The organism is Dyella agri, from assembly GCF_044904705.1.
Classification (GTDB): Bacteria; Pseudomonadota; Gammaproteobacteria; order Xanthomonadales; family Rhodanobacteraceae; genus Rhodanobacter_A; species Rhodanobacter_A agri.
This window is the reverse complement of sequence record NZ_JADIKL010000008.1, coordinates 73,606-96,214: the sequence shown is the minus strand read 5'-3', so window position 1 is coordinate 96,214 and position 22,609 is coordinate 73,606. Positions and strand designations below refer to the sequence as shown.

The following is a 22,609-nucleotide window of genomic DNA, read 5'->3' as shown; positions in this document are numbered from 1 at the left end:
GATGCCAGCCGCCCACAAGGCACGCGGCAAGAGGCAGGAACCTGCCAATCCGACGCTGGAGAGAAGGAAGGTGCGGCGCGTGGTATCAACCATGGACATCGGATCCGGGCAGCGGGCAGTCCGTGGAAACTACACGCTGCGGCGCCGGTTTCCAACACCGCGCGCGACCGGCCGTGACGCCGTTCAGACGTCCATTGGCTCCGCGCGATGCACCAGCACGCCGTGCGCCGTGAAGGCGCTGCGCGCGGCGCGTGTCGCGGAGCGCTCCACCACGAGGTGGCGCACCGCATCCACCGGCACGATGCGATGCGTGGCGCGCGCGCCCAGCTTGTCGTCGGTGGCGACCACCACGGTCTCGGCGCTGGCTTCGACCATCGCCCGCTTGAGCAGCGACTCTTCGCTGTCGAAGCCCCACAAGCCGCTGTCCGCGTCGATGGCGCAGGCGCCGGGGAAGCACAGGTCGGCACGGATGCGCCGCAACTCCTGCAGGGTCTGCGCCCCCACTGCGCCGCCGATGCGCTGGTCGATGCGGCCGCCCAGCAACAGGATCTCGAAACCTTCGCGCTCATACAGCGCCAGCGCGATGTCCGGCGCGTTGGTGACCACGGTCAGCCCCATTCGCTCCGGCAGCGCGGCGGCGATGGCGGCATTGGTGGAACCGGCGTCGATCAGCAGCACCTGCCCCTCGCACACCAGCGCCACCGCCTTGCGCGCCAGCGCCAGCTTGCGGCCGGCATGCTCGGCACGGCGCTGGCGCAACGGCGTCGCTGGCGCCGACGCCGGCAGCGCGCCGCCGTAGACGCGCCGGCACAGGCCTTGCGCGGCCAGTTCGCGCAAGTCGCGGCGCAGCGAGTCTTCGGTCACCGCGAACTCCGCCGCCAGTTCGGCCGCCACCACGCGCCCATGGCTGCGCAGGCGCTGCAGGATGCGCTGCTGGCGCTCCTGCGGCAGCATCTCCGCCGTCGGCGCGCGCCTAGCCATGCGCCACCCCCAGCAGGCCGGCACGGCACAGTTCGTCGCGCAGCGCGGCTGGGTCGCGGAAGTGCAGCGCATGCATGCCCTGCCGCGCCGCAGCCTCGACATTGCGCAATACGTCGTCGATATACACCGTGCGCGCGGCATCCAGGCCATGGCGCGACATCAGCAACTGGAAGATCGCCGGATCCGGCTTGATCAGCCGCTCCTCCCCCGACACCACGATGCCGCGGAACGCATCCATGAAACGGAAAATCCGGCGCGCCAGCGGAAAGGTTTCCTGTGACCAGTTGGTCAGCGCGTACAGCGGCACCGAGCGAGCGCGCAGCTCATCGAGAATCGCCACGCTGCCTGGGATCGGCCCGCGCAACATGTCGTCCCACCGCTCGCGGTAGGCAGCGATCAGCGCGGCATGCCGCGGATGCGCCGCGCTGAGTTCGGCGATAGCCTCGCCCCAGGGGCGCCCTGCGTCCTGTCGCTCGTTCCAGTGCGGGGTGCACACCTCGGCCAGGAAACGCTCCATCGCCGCCTCGTCGTCGAACAGCTGGCGATAGAGATAGCGCGGGTTCCAGTCCACCAGCACGCCGCCGAGGTCGAACACCACTGCATCGAAACGCACCGCGCTCATGGCCGCACCAGTTTCGCCAAAGCAGCGGTCAGGAGCAGCATCGCGCCCACCCCTGCCAGCGCCAGCGGCAAGCTGCTGGCATGCGCCACGAAGCCGACCAGCGCAGGCCCGCAGAGCAGGCCGAGGTAACCCAGCGTGGTCACCGTGGCGAGGGCGATGCCGGGCGAGCTGCCCGGCAAGCGGCCCGCCGCGCCGAACATCACGGGAACGATATTCGCCGCGCCCAGTCCCACCAGCACGAAGCCCGTCAGCGCCCCCCATGACCACGCCGACAGCGCGGCCAGCATGAACCCGGCCGCGGCCACGCAGGCACCGAAGCGCACGGTGGGCACCGGGCCGAAACGCGCCACCACACGATCGCCGGTCAGGCGGCCCAGCGCCATCGCCACCGAGAACACCGCGTAGCCGATGCCTGCCGACGCGCTTGGGAACCCATGGAAATCGCGCAGCAGCAGCGCGCTCCAGTCCAGCATCGAACCCTCGGCCAGGAAGCTGATGAAGCACAGCACGCCCAGCAGCAACACCACGCCGCCCGGCATCCGGAACGGCGGCCGGCGTTCCGCCTCGGCCACCTCGTCCAGCAGACTGGGCCACTGCGCCAGCACCAGCGCCAACAGCAGCAAGGCAATCGTGCCGGACGCGAGTGCCAGCGGCAGCCCCGCCGCCAGCAGCAGGCTCATGCCCGCCGCGCCAGCCAGGCCGCCGATGCTGAACAGACCGTGGAACCCGGACATCAACGGTTGCGCGGCGCGCCGTTCCACTTCCACCGCATGCGCATTCATCGCCACATCCAGCGCGCCCAGCGCCGCACCGAAATACAGCAGGACCAGCGCCAGCGTCCACGCGTCGGGAGCCAGCGCCAGCAGCGGCAAGGCCAGGCAGGTCAGCGCACCACCGACGACGATCACTTTGCGGCTGCCAAAACGGTGGGTGAGGAAGCCCACCAACGGCATCGAAACCATCGAGCCGCCGCCGAAAGCCAGCAGCACCAGGCCCAGCGTGGCGTCGTCCAGCCCCAGCCGCGCCTTGGCGTACGGCACCATCGGCGCCCACGCCGCCATGCCGATGCCGGCGACCAGGAACACCAGCCGCGTGGCGCGCCCCGCGGACGCGAATGCGCGATTCGCCGCCGTACTGCTCGCAGACACCGCACCATCCCATCGGATTCAATACGCAAAAACATACACAATCATGCACAATCACGCAATCAGATAATGGGACATCTTGCGCCACGCTGCGGACGGCCATGCCATGTAGCCATGCCATAATGCGCAGTCCAACGGAGTGCCTGCCCACCATGAGTCGCCGCCTGCTCGTCACCCACGCCCTGCCCTATGCCAACGGCCATCTGCACCTGGGCCACATGCTGGGCTACATCCAGACCGATATCTGGGCGCGGGCGCAGCGCATGATGGGCAACGAGGTGCATTTCGTGGCGGCGGACGACGCGCACGGCACGCCGATCATGCTGGCCGCCGAGAAGGCCGGCACGACGCCGGAGGCGTTCATCGCCGGGATCCGCGCCAGCCACGAGGCCGATTTCGCGGACTTCCACTTCAGCTACGACCACTATCACACCACCCACTCGGACGAGAACCGCGAGCTGGCCGGGCTGATCTACACGCGCCTGCACGACGCTGGCTATATCGCCAAGCGCAGCATCCAGCAGCTGTACGACCCCGAGAAGCAGATGTTCCTGCCGGACCGCTACATCAAGGGCACCTGCCCGAAGTGCGGCACGCCCGACCAGTACGGCGACAACTGCGAGAACTGCGGCGCGACCTACGCGCCCACCGATCTGATCAACCCCTATTCGGTGGTTTCCGGCGCCACGCCGGTACTGAAGGATTCGGAGCACTACTTCTTCGAACTGTCCAAGTTCGAGCAGTTGCTACGCGACTGGTTCGCCGGCAAGTACACCGGCGGCAAGCCGGTGGCGAACAGCGGTGTGGCCGCCAAGCTGCGCGAATGGCTGGACGGCGGACTGAAGGACTGGGACATCTCGCGCGATGCGCCCTACTTCGGCTTCCCGATCCCGGACGCGCCGGGCAAGTTCTTCTACGTGTGGCTGGACGCGCCGGTGGGCTACCTCGCCAGCTTCAAGGCGCTGTGCGAGCGCACCGGCCTGAAGTTCGACGATTTCCTCGGCGCCGAAAGCACCGCCGAGATGCACCACTTCATCGGCAAGGACATCATCAACTTCCACGGCCTGTTCTGGCCGGCAATGCTGCACGGCGCGCAGATGCGCGTGCCCACCGCGCTGCACGTCAACGGCTATCTCACGGTGAACGGCGCGAAGATGTCCAAGTCGCGCGGCACCTTCATCCAGGCGCGCACCTATCTCGACAGCGGGCTCAATCCCGAGTACCTGCGCTACTACTTCGCCAGCCTGCTCAACGACACGCCGGTGGATGTGGATCTCGACCTCAAGGCCTTCGAGGAGCGCGTCAACTCGCACCTGGTCGGCAAGTGGGTGAACATCGCCAGCCGTACCGCGGGCTTCGTGCACAAATTCTCCGGCGGCAAGCTGGCGGATGCGTTCGACGCGGAGCATGCCGCGCTGTGGCAGAGCCTGCTCGCACGCTACGAAGGCATCGAGGCGCTGTACGAGGAAGGCGAGTTCGCCGAGCTCACCCGCCGCTTCGTGCTGATGGCCGACATGGTCAACAGCCACATCGCCGAGAAGGCGCCGTGGACGATGGCGAAGGACGAAGCGCGCCGCACCGAACTCGCGCAAGTGTGCTCCTTCGCGCTGGCCGCGTTCCGCCTGCTCGCCGGCCTGCTGAAGCCCATCCTGCCCGCCACCGTGGCCGCCGCCGAGCAGTTCCTCGCCGCGCCCATCGCCGGCTTCGCCGACGCGCGCGACGCGCTGCACGGCCACACCGTCAATGCCTTCGAACCGCTGCTCGCGCGCCTCGACCCCAAGCGCATCGAAGCGATGGTCGAGGCCTCGAAGGAATCGCTGGGCGCACCCGCGCCCGCCCAGGAACAAGTCAAGAAGAAACCCATGAACGATACCGCCAAGCCCGTTGCCGCTCCCACCGACGCACCGGCCACTATCGCCATCGACGATTTCGCCAAGCTCGACCTGCGCGTGGGCAAGGTGCTGGCCTGCGAGTTCGTGGACGGCTCGGACAAGCTGCTGCGCTTCGAGCTGGATGCCGGTGCGTTGGGCAAGCGCCAGATCTTCTCCGGCATCCGCGCCGCCTACGGCGAACCGGACAAGCTGGTCGGCCGCAATGTGGTGTTCATCGCCAACCTCGCCCCGCGCAAGATGCGCTTCGGCCTCTCCGAGGGCATGATCCTCTCCGCCGGCGATGGCGGCGGCGACCTGTTCCTGCTCGACGCCGACCAGGGCGCCAAGCCGGGCGCCACGGTGCGGTAAACGGCTGCGGGAAGCCGACCGCCATCCTGGTCAGGACTTCGGCTTCATCTCTTTCGCCGGCGGCGATGGCGTCAAGGGCGGAAGCTGCAGTGTGACCTGCACCGGTTCACCAGGCCGTATGGGCGATTTATCAAGCACTCCCGGATCGCCGGAGTGCACGGCCTCGGACTGCAGCGCATGCGGGCTACAGCCGTGCGCCTGGCAACCCCATGCCGAACCACCATGCAGGCCGATGTTCACGAGGTAGGGAGAATCCGCCAACAGACGATCGGTCACCGTGGCGTCCTTGCCACGGTCGGGGCCCGTGTAGGCGCTATGCGCAGAGCCCATGAAGGCAATGACCAACTGGCGTGCCGCTCCCTGCTGCAGCTGGCTGTGGATGGCCTGCGCCATCGCTTCGCTGCGATAGGCATTGTCGCCACCCGCCTGACTGATGGCAGTGCCGCTTGGGTGCTCCGGAACTGTCGTGAACACATCCACATCACGCCCTTGTTCGCGCAGCTTCCGTGCCTGTTCGATAAGGCGTACGACGGCCTGGCTGGTGCGTCCTTGCCCCATGGACCAGAACCCGTCATGCAAAAGCGCAGCACGATCAGCCTCTGTGCCATGCGAGGCCATGTAGGCCTGGATGGGCTTCTGTTCGAACACTTCCATTTCTAGGCCGAGCCTGACAGGTCGCAGGGCCGAGGCATCGGTCAGCAGCTTCGCCACGAAATCGGGAATTTCGTTGCTTCCGTGATAATCGCTGACGATCAGCAGTCGTTGATTGGACGTATCGCAAGCGATCACCTTGGCAGCGTCCGCCAGCGAAGTCGCCGTTCTGACGCGGCTTGCCGGACAAGACTGCAACGCTCCCGGCGGGCTGTTCGATGCCGAAGCCGTCGCAAGAGGCCAAGCCAGGACCAGACCAAGGACTATCGCAAGCTTCAACGTACCCACCCTAGAAAGTCCCGGCATGCCGCCTCCCTCCATCAACTGCGCCCGTCCGCAAGTGTGATCGACTGTAGCATCCATGTGATCTGCGAATAGTGCAGCGACGTTTTGCTGCGACAATGACGCCCTCATGCCAACCACCACTTCCAACGAACTCGCCGACCGCATCGACGCGATCCTGCCGCAGACGCAGTGCGAACAATGCGGCTACCACGGCTGCCGACCCTACGCGGAAGCCATCGCGCGTGGCGAGGCAGAGATCAACCAGTGCCCGCCCGGCGGCGCGGCCGGTATCGCGAAGCTGGCTGCACTGCTGGATCGCCCCGCCCTGCCGCTCAACCCGGAACACGGCATCGAAAAGCCGCGCATGCTGGCGCGGGTGGTCGAGGACGAATGCATCGGCTGCACCAAGTGCATCCAGGCCTGCCCGGTGGATGCCATCGTGGGCGCGGCCAAGCTGATGCACAGCGTGCTGGCCGACGACTGCACCGGTTGCGAACTGTGCGTGCCAGCCTGTCCGGTGGATTGCATCGTGCTGGAGCCGATGCCGGCAGCGCAGATCGACACGGCGCATGCCGATGCGGCGCGCGCGCATTTCCAGAAACGCGAGGCACGGCTGGCGCGCGAAGCCGCCGAGCGCGAAGCCGAACTGGCTGCACGCAAGACGGCGGTAGACGCCACCACCTCGACCAACCCGGTGCTGGCCGCGCTGGCCCGTGCCCGTGCGAAACAGGACAAGTCACCATGAAGCGTGCCGACGTGGTCGAGCTGTTCACGCGTCTGCGCGAACTGAACCCGCAACCCACCACCGAACTCGCCTACACCACGCCGTTCGAGTTGCTGGTGGCCGTGGTGCTTTCGGCGCAAGCCACCGACGTGGGCGTGAACAAGGCTACGCGCAAGCTCTACCCGGTGGCGAACACGCCGCAGGCCATCCTCGAGCTCGGCGAGGAAAAGCTGAAGCAGTACATCAGCACCATCGGCCTGTTCAACGCCAAGGCGAAGAACGTGATCGCGCTGTGCGGCATCCTGGTGGAACAACACTGCGGCGAAGTGCCAAGCACCCGCGAAGCGCTGGAAGCACTGCCCGGTGTGGGCCGCAAGACCGCGAACGTAGTGCTCAATACCGCGTTTGGAGAGCCCACCATCGCGGTGGACACGCACATCTTCCGCGTCTCCAACCGCACCGGCCTCGCTCCCGGCAAGGACGTGCGCGCGGTGGAGGACAAGCTGGAAAAAGTAGTGCCCGCCGAGTTCAAGCGCGACGCCCATCACTGGCTGATCCTGCACGGCCGCTATGTATGCAAGGCGCGCAAGCCGGATTGCCCGGACTGCGTGATCCGCGACCTGTGCCGCTACAAGGACAAGACGCCGGCGACCTGACCGCAACACGGCCACTACATCGAATAGCGTATAAGCGGAACCTCGTCCACACGGAGGTTCCACCGATGCATACCCTTCCCGCCCGCTCGCTGCTGCTCGCCGCTGCCCTGGTGTTCACCGGCACGGCTTCGGCGCAAAGCCTCGATTCGCTCAAGGGCGCCGCCGGCAACCTGCTCGGCCAGAAAGGCTCGAGCTCGGCCCTGCCTTCGGTCTCCTCGCTGGGCAGCGCGCAGAACGCCGCGGGCGTGCTGGGCTACTGCCAGTCTCACGGCTACCTGCCCAGCGCTACCGACACGCTCAAGGACAAGCTGCTCGGCGGGCTTGGCGGCTCCTCCTCCCAGGCCACCCAGGACAAGGGTTACCAGCAAGGTCTCAGCGGCGTCCTGCAAGGTGGTAACGGGCAGAGCTTTGACCTCGGCAGCCTGAAGGGGACGGTGGCCAAGAAACTGTGCCAGCACGTCGCGGACAAGGCGACGTCTTCCTTCCTCGGCCACTGACGCCAGGCCCCTGCACACTGGAACCCACGGCGGGCCCTCGTGCCCGCCCTGGCTGTCCCGGAGGCCGATGGCGCCGGCACGGACTGAACCCGGGCATCCTTAAGACTGGCATAAGCCACCGACCTTATGATGGCGCCCCAGGATGGTGGCGCGCCGCGCCGCCGGCTGCATACAGGTGATCCGACGTGCACATCATGCTGGTCGAGGATGATGCCCAGCTCGGCGAGGCGATCCGCCATGCCCTGGTGCAGCAGGCCTACGTGGTGACCTGGCTGCGCAACGGCCGCGAGGCTGCGCGAGGCCTGCGGGACCAATCCGCCGACCTGGTGCTGCTCGACCTCGGCCTGCCCGACCGGGACGGGCTGGACCTGCTCGGCGAGGCGCGCCGCAACAACATCAAGACGCCGGTCCTGGTGATGACGGCACGCGACGAACTGGAAACCCGCATCCGCGGACTGGACCTCGGCGCCGACGATTACCTCATCAAGCCCTTCCATCTCGACGAACTCGCCGCCCGCATCCGCTCGCTGATCCGCCGTACCCGCGGCCTGGCGGACAACATGATCGAGGCCGGCGACCTGTCCATGAACCTGGCCAGCAGCGAGGTGATGTTCCGCGGCAAGCCGGTGGCGCTGACGCGCCGCGAATTCGCCCTGCTGCGCGTGCTGATGGAACGCGCCGGGCGCATCGTGCGCCGCGAGACGCTGGAAAACTCGGTGTACGGCATCGACAACCCGGTCGAAGGCAACGCGCTGGAGGTGCAGGTGCATTGGCTGCGCCGCAAGCTGGGCGCGGACGCGATCCGCACCGTGCGCGGCATCGGCTACATGCTGCCGCGGGAACCGCGATGAAGCCGATCAGCCTGCGCCACCGCCTGACCTGGCTGGTGATCGGGGTGATGGTGGTCGTGCTGATTCCGCTGGGCGTGCTGAGCTACCAGCGCGAGCGGCTGGAAATGAACCAGTTGCTGGACGGCCGCCTCGCCGAGGCCGGCCGCACCCTGGGCGTGCTGATCGAGCACAACGCGCCGAACCTCGACCAGGCGACGGTCGCGCCGAACGTCAACAACGGCGGCGCCCTGATCGTCGCCGTGCATCGCCACAACTACGAACCCGACGTCGGCTTCCAGGTCTACGACCGGCGGGGCAGCCCGATCGTCACCACCTCCAACTTCGCCGACCTGCCGCCGCCGCGAGCCGAGCTGCACGGCTTCGGCAACATCACGCACGGCGGCTACCGCTGGCGCACCTTCGTGCTGCAGAACCGCGCCGGCCTGGTGATACGCATCGGCGAGCGTGACGACAACCGCCAGGACATCACCCGCGGGCTGATGCTCGAACACGCGCTGCCGCTGTTGTTCGGCCTGCCCCTGCTGGCCTTGCTCGCCGGACTGGCCGTGCGCCGGGGGCTGGCCCCGCTGGACCAGCTCACCCGGCAGCTGGCCGCACGCACCTTGGACAGCCGCCAGCCGGTGTCCAGCGAGCAGAGCCCGGAGGAGATCAAGCCGCTGATCGTCACGCTCAACGGCTTGCTCGGCCAACTGGAAGACGCGATCGAGCGCGAGCGCCGGATGAACGCCGACGTGGCCCACGAACTGCGTACGCCGCTGGCGGCCACTATGCTGCACCTGGAAAGCGCAGCGATCGCCACCGACCCGGAAGACCTGCGCTTCGCCCTGCGCAACGCGCGCCTGGGCACCACCCGGCTGGCGCGGCGCATCGAACAGATCATGGCCATGGCGCGGCTGGAGGCCGGCGCCGCCGCCGAGGAGCGCTCGCCGCAGGACCTGGCCGCGCTGGTCACCGGCGTGATCGAGGAACTGGCCCCGCTGATCGCGGAAAAGGACATCGCGCTGAGCCTGCTGCACGACGGCACCCCGCTGGTCGTGCCCGGCCACGAAGTGGCGCTGACCGCCATGCTGCGCAACCTCATCGAAAACGCGATGCGCTACGTCAAGCACGGCGGCCAGGTCGAGGTGGCGCTCGGCCGCGGCGACGACGCGGCCATCGTGGACATCAGCGACGACGGCCCCGGCATCCCCGCCGACCGCCGCGAAGCGGTGTTCGAGCGCTTCCGCCGCGAAGTGCGCGACGAGTCGCGCGGCTACGGCCTGGGGCTGAACATCGTCCGTCGCGCGGCCCAGTTGCACGATGCCCGCATCGACCTGCTGGATTCGGCCTACGGTCACGGCTTGCACGTGCGCATCTCGCTGCCCACGCACTGATTTCCCGCGCGCCGCCAAGGGCCGAAAACCCCTTGAAATTCCTTGTCCCGGCGCCTGCAGGAAACCGGCACATGAATGGTTCCGGCACCAGGGCGGGGACAAAAGGTTGGCTTAAGGATGCGGTGCAAACATGCGCATCAGCGACGCTCGACCAGAGAAAGCTCGGCCGCCACATCCCGTCCCCGCAAGACCCGACCGCCGCAAGCCCGCAGCATGCTCTCCGCCCGCAAGGGTGAGGGTACGCCGCCGGCTGCGTCGGCCGAAGGAATCCCTGCATGCTTGGCCTCGTCCGCACCGCACTTGCGCGCCCGCTCACGTTCATCGTGCTGGCGCTGGTGATCCTGATCGTCGGCCCGTTGGCAGCCATGCGCACGCCGACGGATATCTTCCCGAACATCGGCATCCCGGTGATCGGCGTGGTGTGGTCGTACAACGGCCTGCCGCCCGATCAGATGTCCGGCCGCGTCATCTACTACTACGAGCGCCAGCTCACCACCGCGGTCAACAATATCGAGCACATCGAATCGCAGTCGCTGCCTGGCGCCGGCATCGTGAAGATCTTCTTCCAGCCGGGCACCGACATCCGCACCGCCACCGCGCAGGTCACCTCGATCTCGCAGACGGTGGTGAAACAGATGCCGCCCGGCATCACCCCGCCCACCATCATCAACTACAACGCCTCCACCGTGCCGGTGCTGCAGATGGCGTTCTCCGGCAAGGGGCTGTCCGAGGCGAAGATCCGCGACATCGCGCAGAACGAGGTGCGCCCGACCCTGGTGTCGGTGAACGGCGTGGCGATTCCCACCCCTTATGGCGGCAAGCAGCGCCAGGTGACGATCGATCTCGACCCGCAGGCGCTGGCCGCCAAGGGCTTGTCGGCGCAGGACGTGGCGAACGCGCTGGCGGCGCAGAACCAGATCATTCCGGTCGGTACCGCCAAGATCGGCAGCTACGAATACCACGTGCAGCTCAACAACAGCCCGACCGCCATCGACACGCTCAACAGCTTGCCGATACGCACGGTCAACGGCGCCACCATCACCATCGGCGACGTGGCACATGTGCGCGACGGCTCGCCGCCGCAGAACAACGTGGTGCGGGTGGACGGCGGGCGGGCCGTGCTGATGCCGATCCTGAAGACCGGCAACGCCTCCACGCTGGCGGTGGTCGCAGGCGTCAAGAAGCTGCTGCCGCTGATCAGGGAGACGATGCCGAAGTCGCTGAAGATCTCCCAGCTCGCCGACCAGTCGGTATTCGTGAAGGATGCGGTCGCCTCGGTGGCACGCGAGGGCATCATCGCCGCCTTGCTGACCTCGGTGATGATCCTGGTATTCCTCGGCAGCTGGCGCTCCACCGTGATCATCGCGGTGTCGATCCCGCTGGCGGTACTGTCCGCCATCGCCTTGCTGGCGGCCACCGGGCAGACCCTCAACGTGATGACGCTGGGCGGCCTGGCGCTGGCGGTGGGCATCCTGGTGGACGACGCCACGGTGACCATCGAGAACATCAACTGGCACATGGAGCAAGGCAAAGACGTACGCACCGCGATCATGGACGGTGCCAAGCAGATCGTCACGCCCGCCTTCGTGTCGCTGTTGTGCATCTGCATCGTGTTCGTGCCGATGTTCATGCTGGACGGCATCGCCGGCTTCCTGTTCCGGCCGATGGCGCTGGCGGTGATCTATGCGATGGCGTCGTCGTTCCTGCTGTCGCGCACGCTGGTGCCGACGCTGGCGATGTACCTGCTCAAGTCGTACCACACCGAACACGGCGTCGGCGACCATCCGGAAGACCCGTACATCAACCACCACGAGGGCGACCAGCATCGCCGCCGCGGCCACGGTGCACTGGTGCGCAGCCTGGTGGTGTTCCAGCAGCGCTTCGAGCACGGTTTCACCCGCGTGCGCGACGCCTACTACGCGCTGTTGGCGACGGCGCTGAAACTGCGCTGGGTCTTCGTCGGCGGCTTCCTCGCCTTCGTGCTGGCCTCGTTCGCGCTGGTGCCGTTCCTGGGGCGCGACTTCTTTCCCGCGGTGGACGCCGGCGCCATCGCGCTGCACGTGCGCGCGCCGATGGGTACGCGCATCGAGGAAACCGCGGCCGAGTTCGACCACATCGAGGCGGCCATCCGCAAGCTCATCCCGCCAGACCAGCTCAAGACGATGATCGACAACATCGGCCTGCCGCTGTCCAACACCAACCTGATCTACAGCAACACCGGCTTGATCGGCCCGCAGGATGGCGACATCCAGATCGTGCTCGGCGAACACCATGCACCCACCGACGACTACGTGGCGAAGCTGCGCAAGCAGTTGCCGCAGGCATTCCCCGGCACCACCTTCTCCTTCCTGCCGGCGGACATGACCAGCCAGATCCTCAACTTCGGCGCGCCGGCCCCGCTGGACATCACCGTGACCGGCCGCGACAGCGCCGCGAACGAAGCCTACGCGACGACGATCATGCGCAAGCTGCGCGACATTCCCGGCATCGCCGACGTGCGCCTGCAACAGAGCACCAGCTATCCGCAGATCAACGTGAAGGTGAACCGCACCCGCGCCAACACGCTGGGCATCACCGAGCGCGACGTCACCAACAGCATGGTCGCCTCGCTGGCCGGCTCCAGCCAGGTGGCGCCGGTGTTCTGGCTCGATCCGCACAATGGCGTGTCTTACGCAGTGGTCGCCTCGACGCCGCAGTACAAGATGGACTCCATGCCCGACCTCCTGCGCCTGCCGGTGACCGCTTCGGCCGGCAAGGACAGCCAGGTGCTCAGCAACATCGCCACCTTCACCCGCGGCCCCAGCGCGGCGGTGGTGTCGCACTACAACATCCTGCCCACCTTCGACATCTACGCCTCGGTGCAAGGCCGCGACCTCGGCGGCGTCGCCGGCGACGTGCAGAAGGTGCTGGACCAGTTCGCCGCCAGCCGGCCGAAAGGCACGATGGTCACTTTGCGCGGCCAGGTGCAGACGATGGACACCGCGTTCGACGGCCTGCTGTTCGGCCTGCTCGGCGCAGTGGTGATGATCTATCTGCTGATCGTGGTGAACTTCCAGTCCTGGCTGGACCCGTTCGTCATCATCACCGCCCTGCCGTCCGCGCTGGCCGGCATCGTGTGGATGCTCTTCGTCACCCACACCACGCTGTCGGTGCCCGCGTTGACCGGCGCAATCCTGTGCATGGGCGTGGCCACCGCCAACTCCATCCTGGTCGTGAGCTTCTGCCGCGAACGCCTGGCCGAGCACGGCGACGCGATGAAGGCCGCGATGGAAGCCGGCTTCACCCGCTTCCGCCCGGTCTGCATGACCGCGCTGGCGATGATCATCGGCTTCCTGCCGATGTCGCTGGGCCACGAACAAAACTCGCCGCTGGGCATCGCCGCGATCGGCGGCCTGATGTTTGCCACCTGCTCCACGCTGGTGTTCGTCCCGGTGATCTTCAGCATCGTCCACGGGCGCGAGCAGCACGCGCCATCCGCCGTCCCGCAGTCCGGAGAAGTTTCCCATGTCGCATGAACACGCCCCACCGGCGGCCCCGCGCACGCTGCGCCTGCGCCCGGCGGTGACCGGATTGCTGGTCGCCGCCATGGCGATCGCCGCGATCGGCCTCGCGGTGCGCGCGCACGAGTACCGGCAACTGGTGACCCAGGCGCATGCCGAGGCGATTCCCACCGTGAGCCTGGCCGCGCCGCTCGGTGCGGTCGGCAAGCATGCGATGACCTTGCCCGGCCACATCGACGCGTGGATCAGCGCGCCGATCCACGCCCAGGTTTCCGGTTACGTGAAAAGCTGGAACACCGACATCGGCAGCCACGTGCAGGCCGGCCAGACACTGGCAGTGATCGACACGCCCGAGCTCGACCAGCAGTACGAGCAGGCCAAGGCCGTGCTGGCGCGGGCGCAGGCCAACGCGCAGCTGGCCAGGGTGACCAGCCAGCGCTGGCAGCACTTGCTCGCCTCCAACTCGGTGTCCAAGCAGGAAGCCGACGAGAAGGCCAGCGAAGCGGCGGTGGCCGGGGCGAACGTGCTGTCGGCCAAGGCCGACGTGGACCGCCTCGCCGCGCAGGAAGCGTTCCGCCATGTCACCGCGCCGTTCGCCGGCACGGTCACCGCACGCAATACCGACATCGGCGACCTGGTCACCGCCGACAACCCGTCCGCGCTGCCGCTGTTCACCGTGGCGGACACCGGCAAGATGCGCCTGTACGTGGCGGTGCCGCAGCGCTATGCGTCGTCGATCCGTCCCGGCATGACCGTCTCGCTGACCGTGCCGGATCATCCGGGCACGATCTATCACGGCACCTTGATCGGTTCGTCCGACGCGGTGAGCCAGGCTTCCGGCTCGCTGCTGGCGCAGTTCGAGGTCGCCAACGACAACGCTTCGCTGCTGCCCGGCGACTACGCCGACGTGCAGCTGCCGCTGACCACCAGCCACGCGATCACCAGTGTGCCGTCGACGGTGCTGATCTTCCGCGCGCAGGGTCCGCAGATCGCCGTGCTGGGACCCGGCGACAAGGTGGTGATGCGCGACGTGCACATCGCGATGGACCTGGGCGGCGTGCTGGAGATCGACCGCGGCCTGCAGCCGGGCGACCGCATCATCGACAACCCGCCCGATTCGCTGGCCGCCGGCGACACCGTGCACGTGGCCGCGAGCCACGCGACAGACAGCAAGGAGCCGTCGCATGCAGGCTGAAGCCACCCGCCCCGCCGCGCGCCGCATCCGGCCCGCGGCGCTGGCGCTGGCGCTCGCCGGCCTGCTGGCCGGCTGCTCGCTGGCGCCCACCTATCGGGTGCCGGCCGTGCCGATGCCGGCCGCATACAAGGACGGCAGCGGCTTGTGGACGCGCGCCGCGCCGGCGGACATGAGTCCGCGCGGACACTGGTGGACGATGTTCCACGACCCGGAACTGGACCGGCTCGAACAATTGCTCGACGCGAGCAGCCCCTCGCTGGCGCTGGCGCTGGCCCGCTACGAGCGCGCCAGCGCGTTCGAAAGCGAGACACGCGCAGGACTGTTCCCGCACCTGGCCGTCGGCGGCGGGCCGAGCGACAACCGCCAATCGGACAACCGTCCGCTGCGCGGCGCGAACCAGCCGAACGAATACGACGCCGACAGCGCGCAGTTCAATGCCGGCTACGAGCTGGACCTGTGGGGACGCATCCGCAACGAGGTCGCCGCCGGCCACGCGCAGGCGCAGGCCGCGCAGGCGGACCTTGCCTCCGCCCGGCTCAGCCTGGAGGCGCAGCTCGCCGACGCTTACATCCAACTGCGCACAGACGACATCCAGGCGCGCATCCTGGCCAGCTCGCTGCTGGCCTACCAGCAGGGCCTGACCCTGACCCGGAACCGCATGGAGGGTGGCATCGCATCCGGCCTGTCGGTAGCACGCGCGCAGAACCAATTGTCCGACGCTCACGCCCAGGTCGACGAGCTGGCAGCCCAGCGTGCGCTGACCGAACACGCCATCGCGACCCTGATCGGCGTGCCCGCCCCCAGCTTCACCCTGCCGGCTTCGCCGCAGAAACTGCGTGCGCCGACCATCCCGGCCTCGGTGCCCTCTGCCTTGCTGCAACGCCGACCCGACATCGCGGCTGCCGAACGGCGCACTTTCGCCGCCAACGCCAATATCGGCGTAGCGCGCGCGGCGTTCTTCCCCAGCATCGGCATCTCGGGCATGTACGGTTGGCAGGACACCGGCGAGGGCAACCTGTTCGCCTTCGGCAATCGCATGTGGGCGCTGGGGCCGTTCGCCGCGCTGCCGCTGTTCGACGGCGGCTTGCGCCACGCCCGCGAGCGCGAGGCGCAGGCCGCGTTCGACGAGGCCGCCGCGCAATATCGGCAAACCGTGCTCGATGCCTTCGAGCAGGTGGAGGACAACCTGGCGCTGTTCACCCGCCTGACTCACGAGGCGCACGACGAGGACGCTGCCGCCAGCTCGGCCCAGGTCGCCCAGCAGATCGCCACCCATCGCTACACCGAAGGCATCATCAACTACCTGGACGTGGTCACCGCGCAGACGGCCTACCTCAACGCCGAGCGCGCCGCGCAGCAGGTGCGCATGCGCCGGCTGCAGGCCAGCGTCGCGCTGGTGCGCGCGCTAGGCGGCGGCTGGGACGTGGCGATGCTGGCGAAGCCACCGGCGAAGCAGTAACGCTGCGCCCTCATTGCCGCCTGGCGAATGCCCTCTCCCGTCGGCAGAGGGCCCAAAAGCAAACGGCGGGCATCATGCCCGCCGTTTTCCGTCCTTGGGTCGAACTCCTTTCCGATAACCGTCAGAACTTGTAGGTCAGCATCAAGCGGTTGTAGGTGAACGGCTTGTTGCCCGGGTTCAGGTTGTTCAGGCCGCCCGAGGATTTTTCCCAGCGGTCGCGGATCTGGAAGCCCTTCAGGAAGCCGTCGAAGTTGTAGATGATGTCGAAGTAGGTGTCGTGGAAGCTGCCGTTCAAGTCCGTGGTGTACTTGGCGTAGGCGCCCACCAGCTGCAGCCGGTTGTCGAAGAAGCCGTAGGTCATCTTGGCCTTCCACGCGTGCCCCGGGCCGGCTTCCACCAGGCCGCGGATCATCGAGGTGGTGTACAGCGGATCGGTGGCATAGCTGGCGGTGAACGGCGAGATGATGCTGCCGCCGCCGACTGCGTTGGTTTCCTGGGCGACCTTGTTGTAGAACACGTCGAAGCGGCCGTTCGGGATCACCACGCCGAGGTTGGCGCCCCACGCGCTGCTGTCCACCTTGGTGCCGGCGACGCCGTTGATCTTGAGCTTGTTGGCCACCAGCACGTTGTCGGAGCCGCTGCCGCTTTCGGTCAAGGCCTGGAAGCCGACGACCGGGTCGAAACCGGTGCCGGTCTTGAAGACGTAGCTGCCATCGGCGTAGCCCATGCGGGCGAAGTCGAGGAAGTCGTAGTACCAGCCCTGGGCCTTCAGGCCGCCGTTGACATAGGTGGTGCCCAGCGCCCAGGTGCCGCTGGTCTGGTTCGCGGTGAGCGGCAGACCCTGGTTGCCGCCGTACAGCGTGTCGCCCTGGTAGGTGTTGGGGTAGTAGTTGTTGTCGTTGAAGTAGTCGCTGGAGGTACGGCTCTTGTAGGCCAGCTCGCGGATGCCGATGATGTCCCAGCCCTTCACCGGGGTGAAGTCGACGGTCAGGGCTTCATACGAGTTCGGCAGCAGGCGGCCGTCGCTGTTGCCCATCCACGGGGTATTCAGGTACTGGTCGCCGACGCGCGCCATGACCCAGCTGTTCTTGTACTGCAGGTAGGCCTGGCTAAGCGCGGTCAGCGAGTCGCTGGCGCCCATCAGCGTGGTGTCGACCTGCTTCGGGTTGGCGGCCAGCGAGCCCAGCGAGTTCGCGCTGACCAGCGACGCACCGGCGCTGAAGCCGTCCAGCGAGGCGGTCTGCGCGTTGAGCAGGATCGAACCGCCGAAGGCGCGGGCGCTGGGCTTGGCCGCCACGCTGTAGTCATAGGTGCGGTTGAACTGGTACATGCGGAGCTCGCCGTCCACATGCCCCTGGGTGAAGATGTCGCTGAGGCTGTTGACGTTGGCGTCATCGGCGTGCGCGCCGAGACTCAGTGTGGCGAGCGCGACAGCGACGGCTGCGGCGACGAGATGATTGCGCATGGTTGTAAGGCTCCGCATAGAGGGCAGGAAGGTAGTGCTCCAGCGCTGCACCGGCGGCCGTTTCCGTCCGCGTGATGAGCCAGGTGCATCGAACTTGGTTAAGTTTCTGTGGGGGATATGACACCCACGTAAATCGAGAATGACAGTCCGGTTACAAAGACCCCCTGCCGGGCCGCGATGTCGCGTCGACGCTGCCATTCCGGTCATGCCCGGGCGACCGCTTGCGCGCCCGGCTCTCTGCGCTCGCCCGGGTCCTGCGGCCGGGGGCTACTGATATGCTTCGCCGATGGACGTTTCGAATAACAGCATGGCTGGCCGCATGGCCGAGCGTTTCCGCGGCTTCCTGCCGGTGATCGTGGACGTGGAAACCGGTGGTTTCGACGCCGAACGCGACGCTTTGCTGGAGATCGCCGCTATCACCCTGGGCATGGATGCACACGGATTCCTGCATTCCCAGGCTACCGTGCATGCCCATGTGGAGCCTTTCCCCGGCGCCAACCTCGACCCGCGCGCGCTGGAAGTGACCGGCATCGACCCGGACAATCCCCTGCGCGGCGCCCTGAATGAGCGCGTCGCGCTGGAACATATCTTCCAGGCGGTGCGTACCGCCGTGCGTGACAACGGCTGCCAGCGCGCGATCCTGGTGGGCCACAACGCCGCGTTCGACCTGGGCTTCCTGAATGCCGCGGTGCGCCGCACCGGCAACAAGCGCAACCCGTTCCACCCTTTCAGCTGCTTCGACACTGCCACCCTGGGCGGCCTCGCCTATGGCCAGACCGTGCTGGGCAAGGCCGTGCAGGCCTCCGGCCGCATGTTCGACACGCGCGAGGCGCACTCGGCGATCTACGACGCCGAATCCACCGCGCTGCTGTTCTGCGACATCGTCAACCGCTGGCGCCAGCTGGAGATGTTCGAGCGCGAGCGGATCGGCGCGGACGCTGGCTGAACGCTCTTTTTGCCGGCAGTGTCATCTGCCTGCAACATTCATCTCATTTCATTGCAACACGCCGACGCTGCAATGGCGGGCAACCGGGCGCATGCCCCGTGCACACCAAGGAGCCTCATCGTGTTCACATCTTCCCGTTCCATGTTCCGCCTCGGCGCTATCGCTTTCGCCACCGCCTGCTCGCTGGGCGCCCTGTCCGCCCAGGCCACCGACATCACTGGCGCGGGCTCCAGCTTCGTGTATCCGGTGATCTCGAAGTGGTCGGCCAGCTATGCCGAGAAGACCGGCAACCGCGTCAACTACCAGTCGATCGGCTCGGGCGGCGGTATCGCCCAGATCAAGGCCGGCACTGTCGATTTCGGCGCCAGCGACATGCCGCTCGACGAAGCCACCCTGGAGAAGTTCGGCCTGGGCCAGTTCCCGGACGTGATCGGCGGCATCGTGCCGGCGTTCAACGTGGCCGGCGTCGCGCCGGGCAAGCTGGTGCTGGACGGCCCCACGCTGGCGCGCGTCTTCCTCGGCACCATCAGCAAGTGGAATGACCCGGCCATCGCCGCGCTGAACCCGGGCGTGAAGCTGCCCGACGCCAAGATCACCGTGGTGCATCGTTCGGACGGCTCGGGCACCACCTTCAACTTCAGCAACTACCTGTCCAAGGTCAACGCCGACTGGAAGGCCAAGGTGGGCGAAGGCACCGCCGTGAACTGGCCGACCGGCATCGGCGGCAAGGGCAACGAGGGCGTCTCGGCGTACATCAAGCAGATCCCCAACTCGATCGGCTATGTGGAATACGCCTACGCGCTGCAGAACCACATCGGCTACGCGCTGATGAAGAACGCCGCCGGCAAGGTGGTGGAGCCGAAGACCTCCAGCTTCCAGGCTGCCGCGGCCACCGCCGACTGGGCGCATGCGAAGAACTTCAACCTGCTGATGACCAATGCGCCGGGTGCCGACGCCTGGCCGATCACCGCTACTTCCTGGGTGATCATGTACAAGCAGCCGAAGAACGCCGCCAACAGCAAGGTCAGCTTCGACTTCTTCAAGTGGTCCTACGAGCACGGCCAGGACCAGGCCCGCTCGCTGGACTACGTGCCGCTGCCCGCCACGCTGGTGAGCCAGATCGAGAACTACTGGAAGACCGAGTACAAGCAGTAAGAAGATGAACCCCCTCTCCCGCCGGGAGAGGGCTGGGGTGGGGATTCGGGCGTGGCGAAGCGTTTCGCCATGTCCGAAGCCCCATCCGACCCTTCGGGCCATCGCTCCCGGAGGCGGAAGGAAAAGCCCCCACGCGGAAACCGCATGTCATCGATCCCCGCCACCGACCTCGCTTCCGACATCGACCAGCGCAGTCGCCGCGACGCCCGTCACGACACCTGGTTCCGCTGGCTGCTGCGGGCCTGTGCGCTGCTGGTGCTGGCCACCTTGCTGGGCGCTGCGCTCTCCACCTTGTGGGGCGGCCGCGAAGTGCTGTTCAAGGACGGCTTCCACTTCCTTTCCAGCGACTCCTGGAATCCGGTCACCGACGACTACGGCGCGCTGGCGCCGATCTTCGGCACCTTGGTGACCTCGCTGATCGCCCTGATTCTGGCGGTGCCGGTGAGCTTCGGCATCGCGCTGTTCCTTACCGAGATCGCCCCGACCTGGCTGCGCGGTCCGGTCGCCACCGCGATCGAGCTGCTGGCCAGCATCCCGTCGATCATCTACGGCATGTGGGGCCTGTTCGTGTTCGTGCCGTTCATGGCGAGCATCGAGCCGACGCTCAGCGACACGCTGGGCAAGCTGCCGCTGGTCGGCAAGCTGTTCGACGGCCCGCCGCTGGGGCTGGGCCTGCTCACCGCGGGCATCGTGCTGGCGGTGATGATCCTGCCGTTCATCTGCTCGGTGATGCGCGAGGTGTTCCAGACCGTGCCGGTGCGGCTCAAGGAATCCTCTTACGCGCTGGGCTCCACCACCTGGGAGGTGGTGTGGGACATCGTGCTGCCCTACACGCGTTCGGCGGTGATCGGCGGCATCTTCCTCGGCCTCGGCCGCGCGCTGGGCGAAACGATGGCAGTGACCTTCGTGCTCGGCAACGCCTACAGCATTTCCAGCTCGCTGCTGATGCCGGGCACCTCGATCTCCTCTTCCATCGCCAACGAGTTCAACGAGGCGGTGGACACGCACCGCTCCGCGCTGATCGCGCTGGGCTTCCTGCTGTTCGTGGTCACCTTCGTGGTGCTGCTGATCGCCCGCCTGATGCTGCGCCGGCTGTCGCGCAAGGAAGGCAACTGATGGCCGCTTCCGTCTACCTGCGCCGTCGTGCCGTCAACGTGGTGGCACTGACCTTGAGCGCCTGCGCCACCCTGCTCGGCCTGGTATTCCTGGCCTGGATCCTGTGGGTGACGCTGAAGAGCGGCCTGGGCGCGATCACGCCGCACCTGTTCACCAAGATCACCGCCTATGCCGACCAGGGCGGCCTGTCCAACGCCATCGTGGGCAGCCTGATCATGGACGTTATGGCCTTGCTGATCTGCGCGCCGATCGGCGTGCTGGCCGGCGCCTTCCTCGCCGAATACGCGAACCGCACCCGGCTCGGCGCCACGATCCGTTTCCTCAACGACATCCTGCTGTCCGCCCCCTCGATCGTGCTCGGCTTGTTCGTGTACGTGATCGTGGTGCTGCCGATGTCGAAGCTCACCCACGGTTCGGTGTCGTTCTCCGGTTTCGCGGGTGCGGTGGCGCTGGCGCTGATCGGCTTGCCGGTGATCGTGCGGACCACCGACGAGATGCTGCAGCTGGTGCCCGGCACGCTGCGCGAGGCGACGCTGTCGCTGGGCATCCCGCAATGGAAGATGACCGTGCAGGTGTTGATGCGGGCGGCCACCTCCGGCATCGTCACCGGCGTGCTGCTGGCACTGGCACGACTGGCCGGCGAAACCGCGCCGCTGCTGTTCACCGCCTTCGGCAACAACTTCATGACGGTGCATCCGCTGGAAAAGATGGAAAGCCTGCCGGTGGCGATCTACCAGTACACCAACGACCCCAATCCGGATCTGCATGCCATCGCCTGGGCCGGCGCGCTGCTGATCACGCTGTTCGTACTCACGCTCAGCCTGCTGACCCGAATGCTGTTCTCCCGCCACAAGGTGCGTTATGACTGACCTCGCCGCCAACGCCGCCGACTTCACGGCTGCCGCGGAAGCCACCACGGCGCGCACCAAGATCGCGGTGCGCGACCTGCACTTCCACTACAACGGGGCCCATGCGCTGAAAGGCATCGCCATGGACATCCCGGAGAAGCAGGTCACTGCGATCATCGGCCCCTCCGGCTGCGGCAAGTCCACCCTGCTGCGCATCTTCAACCGCATCTACGCGATCTACCCGAAGCTGGTCGCCAGCGGCGAGGTGCTGCTGGACGGCGAAAACATCCTCGATCCGCGCTACTCGCTGAACCGCCTGCGCAGCAAGGTCGGCATGGTGTTCCAGAAGCCGGTGCCGTTCCCGATGACGATCTTCGAGAACGTGGCCTACGGCATCCGCCACCACGAGAAGCTGTCCAAGGCCGACATGGCCGAGCGCGTGGAGCAGGCGCTGCGCCGCGCCGCGCTGTGGGACGAGGTGAAGGACAAGCTCAAGCACAGCGCACTCGGCCTCTCCGGCGGCCAGCAGCAACGCCTGTGCATCGCCCGCGGCATCGCGCTCAAGCCAGAAGTGCTGCTGCTGGACGAGCCCACCTCGGCGCTCGACCCTATCGCTACCGGCCGCATCGAGCAGCTGGTGGAAGAACTCAAGCACGATTACACCATCGTCATCGTCACCCATAACATGCAGCAGGCCGCGCGCGTCTCCGACCGCACCGCCTTCATGTACCTGGGCGAGCTGATCGAGTTCGACAATACCGAGAAGATCTTCACCAAGCCCGGCCGCAAGCAGACCGAGGATTACATCACCGGCCGCTTCGGCTGATCCATGAAGCCCCTCTCCCGCTTGCGGGAAAGGGGTTGGGGAGAGGGCACGAGCACCCCGCTCCGCCCGAACCC

19 protein-coding genes are annotated in these 22,609 nt (G+C 67.1%); 14 read left to right on the top strand and 5 right to left on the bottom strand.

Annotation, left to right across the window (positions count from 1 at the left end):
• Positions 1–183: 183 nt before the first annotated feature.
• Genes ISP14_RS14155 through ISP14_RS14145 form a run of 3 tightly spaced genes read right to left on the bottom strand, consistent with a single transcriptional unit; the run spans position 184 to position 2,751 of the window.
• On the bottom strand, positions 184–981 hold the full coding sequence (locus ISP14_RS14155) for a DeoR/GlpR family DNA-binding transcription regulator (RefSeq protein ID WP_404541035.1): 798 nt from the start codon (positions 979–981) through the stop codon (positions 184–186).
• Complete coding sequence (locus tag ISP14_RS14150; RefSeq protein WP_404541033.1) at positions 974–1,603, bottom strand: HAD family hydrolase; 630 nt, start codon at positions 1,601–1,603, stop codon at positions 974–976. Before ISP14_RS14150 ends, ISP14_RS14155 begins: the two co-directional genes overlap by 8 nt.
• Entirely contained in the window at positions 1,600–2,751 is a 1,152-nt protein-coding gene (locus ISP14_RS14145; RefSeq protein ID WP_404541031.1) for an MFS transporter, read from the bottom strand. The genes ISP14_RS14150 and ISP14_RS14145 overlap by 4 nt, the downstream gene beginning before the upstream one ends.
• A gap of 149 nt (positions 2,752–2,900) precedes the next feature.
• On the opposite strand from ISP14_RS14145, the gene metG reads away from it, so the two are divergent.
• The gene (gene metG, locus ISP14_RS14140) at positions 2,901–4,988 is read left to right on the top strand and encodes a methionine--tRNA ligase (RefSeq protein ID WP_404541029.1); all 2,088 of its coding nucleotides are present in this window, start codon (positions 2,901–2,903) and stop codon (positions 4,986–4,988) included.
• Between the two features lie 30 nt (positions 4,989–5,018).
• On the opposite strand, the gene ISP14_RS14135 is transcribed toward metG, so the two are convergent.
• Positions 5,019–6,002: a hypothetical protein gene (locus ISP14_RS14135; protein ID WP_404541027.1), complete on the bottom strand. Its 984-nt coding sequence runs from the start codon at positions 6,000–6,002 to the stop codon at positions 5,019–5,021.
• A 49-nt stretch (positions 6,003–6,051) separates the two neighbouring features.
• Here ISP14_RS14135 and ISP14_RS14130 point away from each other — a divergent pair, with 49 nt between their 5' ends.
• The 8 genes from ISP14_RS14130 to ISP14_RS14095 all read left to right on the top strand — a co-directional run bounded on the left by ISP14_RS14130 (position 6,052) and on the right by ISP14_RS14095 (position 16,179).
• A complete protein-coding gene (locus ISP14_RS14130; RefSeq protein ID WP_404541025.1) occupies positions 6,052–6,669 on the top strand; it encodes an RnfABCDGE type electron transport complex subunit B in 618 nt (205 codons plus the stop codon).
• Positions 6,666–7,304, top strand: coding sequence for an endonuclease III (gene nth, locus ISP14_RS14125; protein ID WP_404541024.1), 639 nt, complete (start codon positions 6,666–6,668; stop codon positions 7,302–7,304). Before ISP14_RS14130 ends, nth begins: the two co-directional genes overlap by 4 nt.
• A gap of 65 nt (positions 7,305–7,369) precedes the next feature.
• Positions 7,370–7,801, top strand: a complete 432-nt coding sequence (locus ISP14_RS14120) for a DUF2501 domain-containing protein (RefSeq protein ID WP_404541022.1) — start codon at positions 7,370–7,372, stop codon at positions 7,799–7,801.
• 185 nt (positions 7,802–7,986) lie between these two features.
• Complete coding sequence (locus ISP14_RS14115) at positions 7,987–8,652, top strand: response regulator (RefSeq protein ID WP_404541020.1); 666 nt, start codon at positions 7,987–7,989, stop codon at positions 8,650–8,652.
• A complete protein-coding gene (locus ISP14_RS14110; protein ID WP_404541018.1) occupies positions 8,649–10,025 on the top strand; it encodes a sensor histidine kinase in 1,377 nt (458 codons plus the stop codon). Before ISP14_RS14115 ends, ISP14_RS14110 begins: the two co-directional genes overlap by 4 nt.
• Before the next feature lie 275 nt (positions 10,026–10,300).
• Positions 10,301–13,540 (top strand): efflux RND transporter permease subunit, encoded by a 3,240-nt coding sequence (locus ISP14_RS14105; protein ID WP_404541017.1) that lies wholly within the window; start codon positions 10,301–10,303, stop codon positions 13,538–13,540.
• On the top strand, positions 13,530–14,720 hold the full coding sequence (locus ISP14_RS14100; RefSeq protein WP_404541015.1) for an efflux RND transporter periplasmic adaptor subunit: 1,191 nt from the start codon (positions 13,530–13,532) through the stop codon (positions 14,718–14,720). Before ISP14_RS14105 ends, ISP14_RS14100 begins: the two co-directional genes overlap by 11 nt.
• Positions 14,710–16,179 (top strand): efflux transporter outer membrane subunit, encoded by a 1,470-nt coding sequence (locus ISP14_RS14095; RefSeq protein ID WP_404541013.1) that lies wholly within the window; start codon positions 14,710–14,712, stop codon positions 16,177–16,179. The genes ISP14_RS14100 and ISP14_RS14095 overlap by 11 nt, the downstream gene beginning before the upstream one ends.
• A gap of 121 nt (positions 16,180–16,300) precedes the next feature.
• Here ISP14_RS14095 and ISP14_RS14090 read toward each other — a convergent pair whose 3' ends face one another.
• Positions 16,301–17,644 (bottom strand): hypothetical protein, encoded by a 1,344-nt coding sequence (locus tag ISP14_RS14090; RefSeq protein WP_404541012.1) that lies wholly within the window; start codon positions 17,642–17,644, stop codon positions 16,301–16,303.
• Between the two features lie 286 nt (positions 17,645–17,930).
• Between ISP14_RS14090 and rnt the strand changes: the two genes are divergently transcribed.
• The 5 genes from rnt (at position 17,931) to pstB (ending at position 22,535) form a co-directional block, all read left to right on the top strand.
• Positions 17,931–18,590, top strand: coding sequence for a ribonuclease T (gene rnt / locus ISP14_RS14085; RefSeq protein WP_404541010.1), 660 nt, complete (start codon positions 17,931–17,933; stop codon positions 18,588–18,590).
• Positions 18,591–18,731: 141 nt separating this feature from the next.
• Positions 18,732–19,745 carry a phosphate ABC transporter substrate-binding protein PstS gene (pstS, locus tag ISP14_RS14080; RefSeq protein ID WP_404541296.1) on the top strand — a complete coding sequence of 338 codons (1,014 nt, stop codon included), beginning with the start codon at positions 18,732–18,734 and terminating at the stop codon, positions 19,743–19,745.
• Between the two features lie 144 nt (positions 19,746–19,889).
• Positions 19,890–20,861 (top strand): phosphate ABC transporter permease subunit PstC, encoded by a 972-nt coding sequence (pstC, locus tag ISP14_RS14075; RefSeq protein WP_404541008.1) that lies wholly within the window; start codon positions 19,890–19,892, stop codon positions 20,859–20,861.
• Entirely contained in the window at positions 20,861–21,730 is an 870-nt protein-coding gene (pstA, locus tag ISP14_RS14070) for a phosphate ABC transporter permease PstA (RefSeq protein WP_404541007.1), read from the top strand. Before pstC ends, pstA begins: the two co-directional genes overlap by 1 nt.
• Positions 21,723–22,535 carry a phosphate ABC transporter ATP-binding protein PstB gene (gene pstB, locus ISP14_RS14065; RefSeq protein ID WP_404541005.1) on the top strand — a complete coding sequence of 271 codons (813 nt, stop codon included), beginning with the start codon at positions 21,723–21,725 and terminating at the stop codon, positions 22,533–22,535. Before pstA ends, pstB begins: the two co-directional genes overlap by 8 nt.
• Positions 22,536–22,609: the final 74 nt, after the last annotated feature.

Excerpts from the sequence above, each read along its gene's own strand:
- pstS (WP_404541296.1), top strand. The coding sequence starts at position 18,732 with ATGTTCCGCCTCGGCGCTATCGCTTTCGCCACCGCCTGCTCGCTGGGC.
- ISP14_RS14130 (WP_404541025.1), top strand. The coding sequence starts at position 6,052 with ATGCCAACCACCACTTCCAACGAACTCGCCGACCGCATCGACGCGATC.
- pstB (WP_404541005.1), top strand. The coding sequence starts at position 21,723 with ATGACTGACCTCGCCGCCAACGCCGCCGACTTCACGGCTGCCGCGGAA.
- ISP14_RS14110 (WP_404541018.1), top strand. The coding sequence starts at position 8,649 with ATGAAGCCGATCAGCCTGCGCCACCGCCTGACCTGGCTGGTGATCGGG.
- rnt (WP_404541010.1), top strand. The coding sequence starts at position 17,931 with ATGGACGTTTCGAATAACAGCATGGCTGGCCGCATGGCCGAGCGTTTC.
- ISP14_RS14095 (WP_404541013.1), top strand. The coding sequence starts at position 14,710 with ATGCAGGCTGAAGCCACCCGCCCCGCCGCGCGCCGCATCCGGCCCGCG.
- ISP14_RS14090 (WP_404541012.1), bottom strand. The coding sequence starts at position 17,644 with ATGCGCAATCATCTCGTCGCCGCAGCCGTCGCTGTCGCGCTCGCCACA.
- ISP14_RS14150 (WP_404541033.1), bottom strand. The coding sequence starts at position 1,603 with ATGAGCGCGGTGCGTTTCGATGCAGTGGTGTTCGACCTCGGCGGCGTG.
- ISP14_RS14100 (WP_404541015.1), top strand. The coding sequence starts at position 13,530 with ATGTCGCATGAACACGCCCCACCGGCGGCCCCGCGCACGCTGCGCCTG.
- pstC (WP_404541008.1), top strand. The coding sequence starts at position 19,890 with ATGTCATCGATCCCCGCCACCGACCTCGCTTCCGACATCGACCAGCGC.
- nth (WP_404541024.1), top strand. The coding sequence starts at position 6,666 with ATGAAGCGTGCCGACGTGGTCGAGCTGTTCACGCGTCTGCGCGAACTG.
- metG (WP_404541029.1), top strand. The coding sequence starts at position 2,901 with ATGAGTCGCCGCCTGCTCGTCACCCACGCCCTGCCCTATGCCAACGGC.
- ISP14_RS14105 (WP_404541017.1), top strand. The coding sequence starts at position 10,301 with ATGCTTGGCCTCGTCCGCACCGCACTTGCGCGCCCGCTCACGTTCATC.
- ISP14_RS14120 (WP_404541022.1), top strand. The coding sequence starts at position 7,370 with ATGCATACCCTTCCCGCCCGCTCGCTGCTGCTCGCCGCTGCCCTGGTG.
- ISP14_RS14155 (WP_404541035.1), bottom strand. The coding sequence starts at position 981 with ATGGCTAGGCGCGCGCCGACGGCGGAGATGCTGCCGCAGGAGCGCCAG.
- pstA (WP_404541007.1), top strand. The coding sequence starts at position 20,861 with ATGGCCGCTTCCGTCTACCTGCGCCGTCGTGCCGTCAACGTGGTGGCA.
- ISP14_RS14135 (WP_404541027.1), bottom strand. The coding sequence starts at position 6,002 with ATGGATGCTACAGTCGATCACACTTGCGGACGGGCGCAGTTGATGGAG.